This window comes from Actinoplanes palleronii, assembly GCF_016862315.1.
GTDB lineage: Bacteria > Actinomycetota > Actinomycetes > Mycobacteriales > Micromonosporaceae > Actinoplanes > Actinoplanes palleronii.
The window spans coordinates 122,330-129,947 of sequence record NZ_BOMS01000009.1; the positions used below are offsets into that span (position 1 = coordinate 122,330).

The following is a 7,618-nucleotide window of genomic DNA, read 5'->3' on the forward strand; positions in this document are numbered from 1 at the left end:
ATCGTCGATGCCGCGACCAGCCGGAGAACGGAAACCGGTACCCCGGGAAACAATCTCGTAACCGAACGAGTCGCTCCCCGTAACAATGCGGCCGGGCCGGCTGATGCGCGGCAGCGAGCGCCGGAAAGCGGCGGGGCACGAGGGCCCACGATGGCCGATCCTCACAAGTCATTGACGTATGCAAGATCTTGATCCGCGACCTCGCAGCACATACGCTCCCGCGATGTCCATCAAGGTCGGATGGCGCCCCACGCGCCGACAACTCCTGTTCGGCGGTCTCGCCGTTGTCGTCGTCGCCGGTGCGGTGACGGCCTGGGCACTGCAGCCGGACCCCGAGCCGCGGCAGCGCGAATACCTCGACGCGACCGCCTGCCTCCTCACCGACCAGCAGGGGATCAGCAGCTCACAGGCGGCTCCGGTGTGGTCGGCGATGTCCGCCGCCGGGACGGCCCACCTGGTCCGGGTGCAGTACCTCGCGGTCAACGGCGAGCAGACCGCCGGCAACGCGAGCACCTACCTGACCTCGCTCGCCGACGGGCGCTGCGGCGTCGTCATCGCCGTCGGCGCCGCTCAGGTGGCCGCGGTGTCCGACATCGCGAGGACCAGTCCCGCAGTGAGGTTCGCCACCGTCGGCGGCGGCACCGCGGCGGCCAACGTCCAGCTGCTCGCCACCGGCGAGCAGGCCAGCGACCTGGTCGCCGCTCTGGCCGGCTGACCCGTTTCTCGGTACGGACGTGAGCCCGCCCCGGGCTACCATCGCCGTCGCGCACCGCAGTGGTGCCGATCGATCTCGGGGGTACGTGGCGTGGTCCGGACAAAAATGCTCATCGGTCTGCTGGCCGGCGGCCTGCTCGTGGCGGCGGCCGGCTGCACGGCCGCCGAGCCGGCGCCCGCCGACCCGCTCGCGCAGGTGCGGGCCGCCGCGGCGAAGACCGCCTCGGCCCCGGCGCGGGTGACGATGAGCGTGCCGAACGTCGACGTGGCCGGCGGCACCGACCCGGCCGGGCGGGCGCTCACCCTCACGGTGACCACCGACATGGACGGCGAGAAGGTCAAGGAGGAGGTGCGGGTCCTCGGCGACCAGGCCTACCTGATGCTCGGCAAGTCGGCCTGGCCCGGGCTGGACAAGAAGTTCATCGCGTTCTCCACCGCGGAGTTCGCCACCGCGTCGATGGTCCACCTCGGTGACCCGTTCGACCCGACCGGCGCGAAGGGCCTGACCGCCGCGGCCACCAGCGCGCAGCGCACCGCCGACGGCGCCTACACCGGCACGATCGACCTCAGCGCCGCGCCCGGTGCGACGTCGCGGGGCCTGGTGCCGGCGACCGCCGAGCAGCTGGAGCGGGCCGGCGACGTGCTGACGGCGATCCCGTTCGAGGCGTCCGTGGACGGCGAGGGCCGCCTGACCGCGCTGACCCTCAAACTGCCGGCGTACGGCACGGTCCCGGCCTACGACAGCATGAGCCGCTACTCGGCCTTCGGTGAGCCGGTCACGGTCACCGCACCCGCCGCCGCGGAGCTGGCCCAGGTCCCCGACGCCCTCCGCAAGCTCCTGACCCACAGCATGTGACGTCGCGGCGCGCTCCGCATCCACAGTCACCACGCACGGCGCCCAACCCTGAGTGTGTGAAGTTCGGGTGCGGAGCTCGCCGTTACTTCACACACTCGGTTTTCGGGGGGTGACCGTGCCCACCCGCGGACGTCGCCCCGGAGGGCTTCGCGTTCTGGACGCGCCAGCGGCCAGCGAAGCCCGCAGGGGTCCCGGCGGGAGCGACGGTCCGCACCCCAGCGGACGCACGACATCATGATCTTGATCTTCGGGGTTCGCCGGATCTGTTCGGGAAATTCGCCTCTAGTGTTGACCTATGGCACAACGACTCGTCAGCGTCTGGCAACCGTTCTTCCTCGGCGGCAAGAATGTGGAGGCCGTGGTCGCCGCCGCGGTCGAGCTGGAGGAGCTCGGCTATTCCCGGATCTGGTTCTCGGCCGGTTTCGGTGCGGACGTTCCCGCGCGGTTCCGCGAGATCCTGGACGGCACCGAGCGCATCGGCGTCGCGTCCGGGATCGTGTCCATCTGGCACTCGACGCCGGCCGAGGTGGCGACGTTCACTCAGGACGCGGAACGAGCGCACCCGGGCCGATTCCTGCTCGGTCTCGGCGCCAGCCACGCCGTTCTCGTCGACGGTGACGACGCCGCCTACCGCAAGCCGTATTCGAAGATGGTGGCATATCTGGACGCGCTCGACGCGGCCGGGCTGGCACCCGAACGGCGGATTCTGGCCGCGCTCGGCCCGCGGATGCTGGAGCTCTCGCGGGACCGGTCCGCCGGGGCGCACCCCTATTTCGTTCCGGCCGAGCACACCGCCGAGGCCCGTGCGGCGCTCGGACCGGACCGGCTGCTCGCCACCGAGGTCGCGGTGGTCCTCGACGCGGACCCGGTGACCGCGCGGGCCACCGCCCGGCAGTACACGACCGGGTATCTCGGACTGCCGAACTACACCAACAACCTGCGCCGTTTCGGCTGGGCCGACGACGACTTCGCCGCCGGCGGCAGCGACCGCCTGGTCGATACGATCATCCCCTGGGGTACGCCCGAGCAGGTCGCCGCGGGCGTCGAGAAGCACTACCGGGCCGGCGCCGACGAGGTGGCGATCCAGGTGCTCAACGGGGGTGACAGCGCCGCCTTCCCCGGCGACGCGTTCCGCGCCCTCGCCGCCGTCTTGATCTGACTTTTCCCGGTGGCCCGCGTCCGCCACGACACGGGCCACCGGGCCGGAATTTCTGTGCTACGGTTCCCTCGTTGCAGTTTTGATTTCCGTAAACGCTTTCGGCGCCTGATCGGGTTATCTGAACCCACCAGGCGCTTTTCGTTTTTCGTGTCGTTTCGGCGCGGGGTGATCAACGCGGCGGCCGAGACTGCACATTGCGGTCTCGAACACCCTGCGAGGGAGCAGACATGGCTACAGGTGTCGTGAAGTGGTTCAACGCCGACAAGGGCTTCGGTTTCATCACGCAGGACGACGGCGGCGCTGACGTCTTCGCCCACTTCTCCGCGATCGCGTCGAGCGGCTTCCGCAGCCTCGACGAGAACCAGAAGGTGGAGTTCGACGTCACCCAGGGCCAGAAGGGCCTGCAGGCGGAGAACATCCGTCCGATCTGATCTTCGTTTCACCGAACGGCGGCCGCTGCCTCGCAGCGAGCCGCCGTTCGGCGTTTCCGCGCGGATTTCCACGGCACCGGCGTGCGTTGAGGGCCGCCAGGCGGGCGCTTGCGGGGACTGTAAGGGTTACTTATTGACAAGTGTTACTGGCTGGTCAATCCTCAGAGAGCGCTCTCTCCGACTGCGCACCGCCCTTGTCGCTCCCCCGACTGCTCGACGGGCACCCTCCTACCGTCCCCGGGAGACCCCCATGTCCACACGATCAAGGCTGCTGAGTGCACTCGCCGCCCTCGTGACGGCGATACCGATCGGCGCGGTGGTCGCCGCGCCGGCCGCCGAGGCCGTCGGACCCAACCTGCTGCCGTTCACGGTCACCAACAGCACCGGCCGCGGCGACGCGACCTACCTCTACGTCATCGGCGTCAACCTCACCACCGGGCGGCTCGGCTACGTCACCGCCGGCGGCACCTTCAACGCCTGGCCGGCCGGCTCGCTGCCGCCCTCCCCCGCGCCGGACGTCGCGATCGGCGGGCCCGGCAACGGCGGCAACACCACCGTCCAGCTGCCGCGCAACTTCTCCGGCCGGCTCTACATGTCGCTCGGCGCGAAGCTGAAGTTCTTCCTCACCCCGGACGGCCTGGTCCAGCCCGCGCCGTGGGCCTCCGGCGACCCGAACCACGACATCCTGTTCGACTGGAGCGAGTTCACCTACAACGACGCCGGGCTGTGGCTGAACAGCTCGCAGGTGGACATGTTCGCCGTCCCGCACGTGGTCACCGTCTCGGGCAGTGACGGCACCAAGAGCACCGGCGCGGTGGTCGCGAACGGCCGGCAGAACGTGATCGACCAGATCCGGGCGCAGTCCGGCTGGGCGAACACCGTGGTCACCCGCGCGGACGGGACCGTGCTGCGCGTCCTCTCGCCGGGCAAGTCCGCCGACGCCGGGCTGCTCAGCAGCACCTACCTCGACTCGTACATCAACTCGGCGTGGAACGCCTACGCGAGCAAGACGCTCACCGTGGTGCCGTTCGGGGATCAGCCGAACACCAAGTACTTCGGGCGCACCTCCGGCAACACCATGGTGTTCACCAATACCTCCGGCGCGCAGGTCGCGTCGTTCAACAAGCCGTCCAGCGCCAACGTGTGGGGCTGTGACGGCAACCTCGGCGCCCCGAACGACCTGGTCGTGGGGCCGATCGCGCGTACCCTCTGCGCGGCGCTGAACCGGGGCACGCTCGGGACCATCGACACCCAGCCGGGCGGGTCGGCGGCCGACTTCTACAAGAGCAACCCCACCAACCAGTACGCGCGGATCATCCACGCGAACATGGCCGACGGCAAGGCGTACGCGTTCGCCTTCGACGACGTGCAGAACCAGGAGTCACTGGTCTACTCGAGCAACCCGACCTCGGCCGGGGCGATCCTCTCCCCGTTCGTCGGCGGTGGCGGCGGGGGCGGTGGCGGCGGTTCGACCACCGGGTACGCGGTGACCGGCCCCGGCGGCAAGTGCGTGGACGTGGCCGGCGACGACAACGGCGCGAACGGCACCGCGGTGCAGCTGTGGGACTGCCAGTCCGGCGCCAAGGACCAACACTGGACGCTGAAGAACGGCACCCTGCAGACGCTGGGCCGCTGCCTCGACCTGATCGGCAACGGCAGCGCGGCCGGCACCCAGCTCGAACTCTGGGACTGCAACGGTGTGGGCGGGCAGCAGTGGGTCACCCAGGCGGACGGCTCGCTGCGCAACCCGCAGTCCGGCCGGTGCGTGGACTCGCCGAACGCCAGCACCGCGAACGGCGCGCGCCTGCAGATCTGGGACTGCAACGGGTCCGCGGCGCAGAAGTTCGCGTACAACGGCGGCGCCACCAACCTCACCACCCCGGGCGGCAAGTGCGCCGACGTGGCCGGGGACGACAATGGTGGGGACGGCGCTGTCGTACAAATCTGGGATTGTCAGCTGACCGCTCGTGATCAGCACTGGGCGTGGACCGGGCAGTCGCTGACCACGCTCGGCATGTGCCTGGACATCGTCGGTGGCGGCACCGCCAACGGCACCCAGCTCCAGCTGCACAACTGCACCGGCAACGCGGCGCAGACCTGGGTGGTCAACAGCAACGGCAGCATCAGCAACCCGCAGTCCGGCCGGTGCCTGGACGCGCCGAACGGCAGCACCGCGAACGGCACGCGGCTGCAGATCTGGGACTGCAACGGTTCGGCGGCGCAGAAGTTCGCCAAGGCCTGACCGGCGGGCTCCGCGAACGCGGGCCCGGTGACAGCGATCAGAGGTCGCTGTCACCGGGCCCGTCGTGCGTCCCTCAGTGACGTCAGCCCTCCCGGAAGAACCAGAGAGCCAGCCGTAGCGGCGCTTCCTTGTCCTCGTGCTGGAACGAGGTCATCACGGACCAGGGCTCCGCCGGCCACACGTCGGCACGGTCGAACTGGCCGGGAATCGGCAGCTGCGGGTCGTCGAACTCCGAGGTCATAGTGGGCTCGCCGAGGCGGTCCTGGACCCAGGCGGACAGCTGATCGAATCCGTCTTCGAACCGTTGGTAGAGCTCGTCGAAGTCGGCGCCCTCCTCCGGTTCCAGAAGGACGGTGATCACCTGGAAACTGTCGATCGGGCCGAACGCCTCACGAAATCCCCGGAAGTCGCCGTTGGCCCACTCCTCCCAGTTGCCGGCGCGGCGGCCGGTGACCCACCATCCGAGATCGGCCAAAACCTCCGCCACCTGCTGGGCACCCGGAGCGCCCGGTCCGGTGAACGTGTCGAACAGCGTTACCAAAGGCTCCGTCTGGTCGAGCATCCTGCCTGCCTCCTTCCCCGGTCGGCCGGCTCACGGTGGATCATCCGTGGGACCGAGGGCACCGGACCCGGGGCTCGGTACTGTGACGCCACCACACGATCAAGCATGCCTTGCCCCGAGCGAAGCTGCGCCTTGCGCATCAGGAGGACCGAGTGGCGATTCCCGCTCGTCTTGTCGCCACCGTTTCGGCACCGCTCGGCCCTGGGTCCGCCGATACCCCGAGTGTGCTGCACCGGCCCGGCCGCGGGCTGCTCGTCCAGCGTGGCGACACCGAGCTCGTGACCCTGGATCTGCAAGCGCCCGGTGGACAGAGCTGTGGGTGGTGCTGGACGCCAGAACCGGCGAAGTCCTCGGCCGGGCGGAGACGAACACCACCGGCTCGATGTCCTTCCACACGACACCACCCGACCCGAGCCGGATGGGTCTGAGCATCGGTGAGGGCGAAGAGGGTTCCCCGGTGCTCTGGGGACGGTGGGACGGCCAGAAGCTGACCGCTCAGCAGGTGGACGACGAACTGATCCTGCTCGACGTGCACCCGGACGGAGGGGAATGCGGAAACCATCGTCGCAGGCACCGCGGAATCCGACGCGCCCCATGGCCCGGGCCGCCGCTGGGTGGTCGACGCCCGCGAGTTGACCCTGCGGGGCGAGGTCGGCTACCCGATCGCGGTCGTCGGGCCGGCCCGGCCGGCCGGGTCCGGCGCCTGGTACACCGTGACCGAGGACCGGACCGCTGTCCACCTCTGGCAACTCACCGACGTATGACCGGCATCAGGAACGATGCCTGGCCGGACAATCACCGAGCCGCCAGCCGAGCCGGCGAATCTACGCCGCACCACAGCTCATGCCGCGCCTGATCTGCGCCGACCGAACCGCAGTGCAAATTATCAGAATGGCGGCTCATCGATCGGCCCTTCACTGGAATCCCAGTCACTGTTCGGTAAATCATCACCGACCCGCTCAGAGTCAGCAACACTCCTGAGCGAATCCACATTCTCACCCCAGGTCGCCAATGCCTCGATCGCTATACCCCGGAGCCACTTATCCGAACTAGCGGAAAGAAAGTTCCTAACTAAAGGCACAAATAGCTGACGCTGGGATACCAAATCCGAGGATTCCAGCAACTGAACGGCCGCGACGAGAGCGGCTTCCCTAACCTTCGGATCCGGATCTTTTAGATATGCATCGACGCTTGGGAAAATAAGTGGATAGAGGCTCCGAATCTCCAGAAAACGAGGAAATGGAACTGTCGGCGCATATCCTGCCCAAGACCGGATTCGCTGTTCCGACTGCACACTCACATCGTAGGCGACATTAGACAACCATGTCAGCAATTTACCCCGAAGCGGGTACTTCCCCTTCTCCCAGTCGGGAGCGAGCGATTTCCGGCTTCTCGGATCACCCAAGAGCGCGGCGACGTACCGGACCGCTGGAGCTGTCGCGGAGTAGACCACCCCGTCGTTAAGCAAAGCGTTGTCGAGGTGATCGAGAGCACCTTGAACGGCGCCCGGATCGGTCGCCACCAGGTCAGCGAGCTTGGCCGGGGTTTCGGGGTAAGCACATCCATCAGCATTCTCCAAGCCGGACCAGTCGACAGCCTGGAGAATCGTTGAAGGTTCAGGAAACTCGTCGATCATCCTTTATATTATGCCACA

General features: G+C 68.3%; 8 protein-coding genes. 6 read left to right on the top strand and 2 right to left on the bottom strand.

Annotation, left to right across the window (positions count from 1 at the left end):
* The first annotated feature begins 223 nt into the window (after positions 1 to 223).
* The 5 genes from Apa02nite_RS02450 (at position 224) to Apa02nite_RS02470 (ending at position 5,402) form a co-directional block, all read left to right on the top strand.
* Positions 224 to 715 (top strand): hypothetical protein, encoded by a 492-nt coding sequence (locus Apa02nite_RS02450; protein ID WP_203823620.1) that lies wholly within the window; start codon positions 224 to 226, stop codon positions 713 to 715.
* A 105-nt stretch (positions 716 to 820) separates the two neighbouring features.
* Positions 821 to 1,570 carry a hypothetical protein gene (locus tag Apa02nite_RS02455; protein WP_203823621.1) on the top strand — a complete coding sequence of 250 codons (750 nt, stop codon included), beginning with the start codon at positions 821 to 823 and terminating at the stop codon, positions 1,568 to 1,570.
* Between the two features lie 295 nt (positions 1,571 to 1,865).
* Positions 1,866 to 2,729 carry a TIGR03620 family F420-dependent LLM class oxidoreductase gene (locus Apa02nite_RS02460; protein WP_203823622.1) on the top strand — a complete coding sequence of 288 codons (864 nt, stop codon included), beginning with the start codon at positions 1,866 to 1,868 and terminating at the stop codon, positions 2,727 to 2,729.
* Positions 2,730 to 2,956: 227 nt separating this feature from the next.
* Entirely contained in the window at positions 2,957 to 3,160 is a 204-nt protein-coding gene (locus Apa02nite_RS02465) for a cold-shock protein (protein ID WP_067697690.1), read from the top strand.
* Between the two features lie 250 nt (positions 3,161 to 3,410).
* Complete coding sequence (locus Apa02nite_RS02470; RefSeq protein ID WP_203823623.1) at positions 3,411 to 5,402, top strand: beta-1,3-glucanase family protein; 1,992 nt, start codon at positions 3,411 to 3,413, stop codon at positions 5,400 to 5,402.
* 82 nt (positions 5,403 to 5,484) lie between these two features.
* Here Apa02nite_RS02470 and Apa02nite_RS02475 read toward each other — a convergent pair whose 3' ends face one another.
* On the bottom strand, positions 5,485 to 5,964 hold the full coding sequence (locus tag Apa02nite_RS02475) for a hypothetical protein (RefSeq protein WP_203823624.1): 480 nt from the start codon (positions 5,962 to 5,964) through the stop codon (positions 5,485 to 5,487).
* A 614-nt stretch (positions 5,965 to 6,578) separates the two neighbouring features.
* Between Apa02nite_RS02475 and Apa02nite_RS02480 the strand changes: the two genes are divergently transcribed.
* Positions 6,579 to 6,728, top strand: coding sequence for a hypothetical protein (locus Apa02nite_RS02480; RefSeq protein WP_203823625.1), 150 nt, complete (start codon positions 6,579 to 6,581; stop codon positions 6,726 to 6,728).
* Positions 6,729 to 6,850: 122 nt separating this feature from the next.
* Here the strand turns inward: Apa02nite_RS02480 and Apa02nite_RS02485 are convergent, their stop codons facing one another.
* Complete coding sequence (locus Apa02nite_RS02485) at positions 6,851 to 7,600, bottom strand: hypothetical protein (RefSeq protein ID WP_203823626.1); 750 nt, start codon at positions 7,598 to 7,600, stop codon at positions 6,851 to 6,853.
* Positions 7,601 to 7,618: the final 18 nt, after the last annotated feature.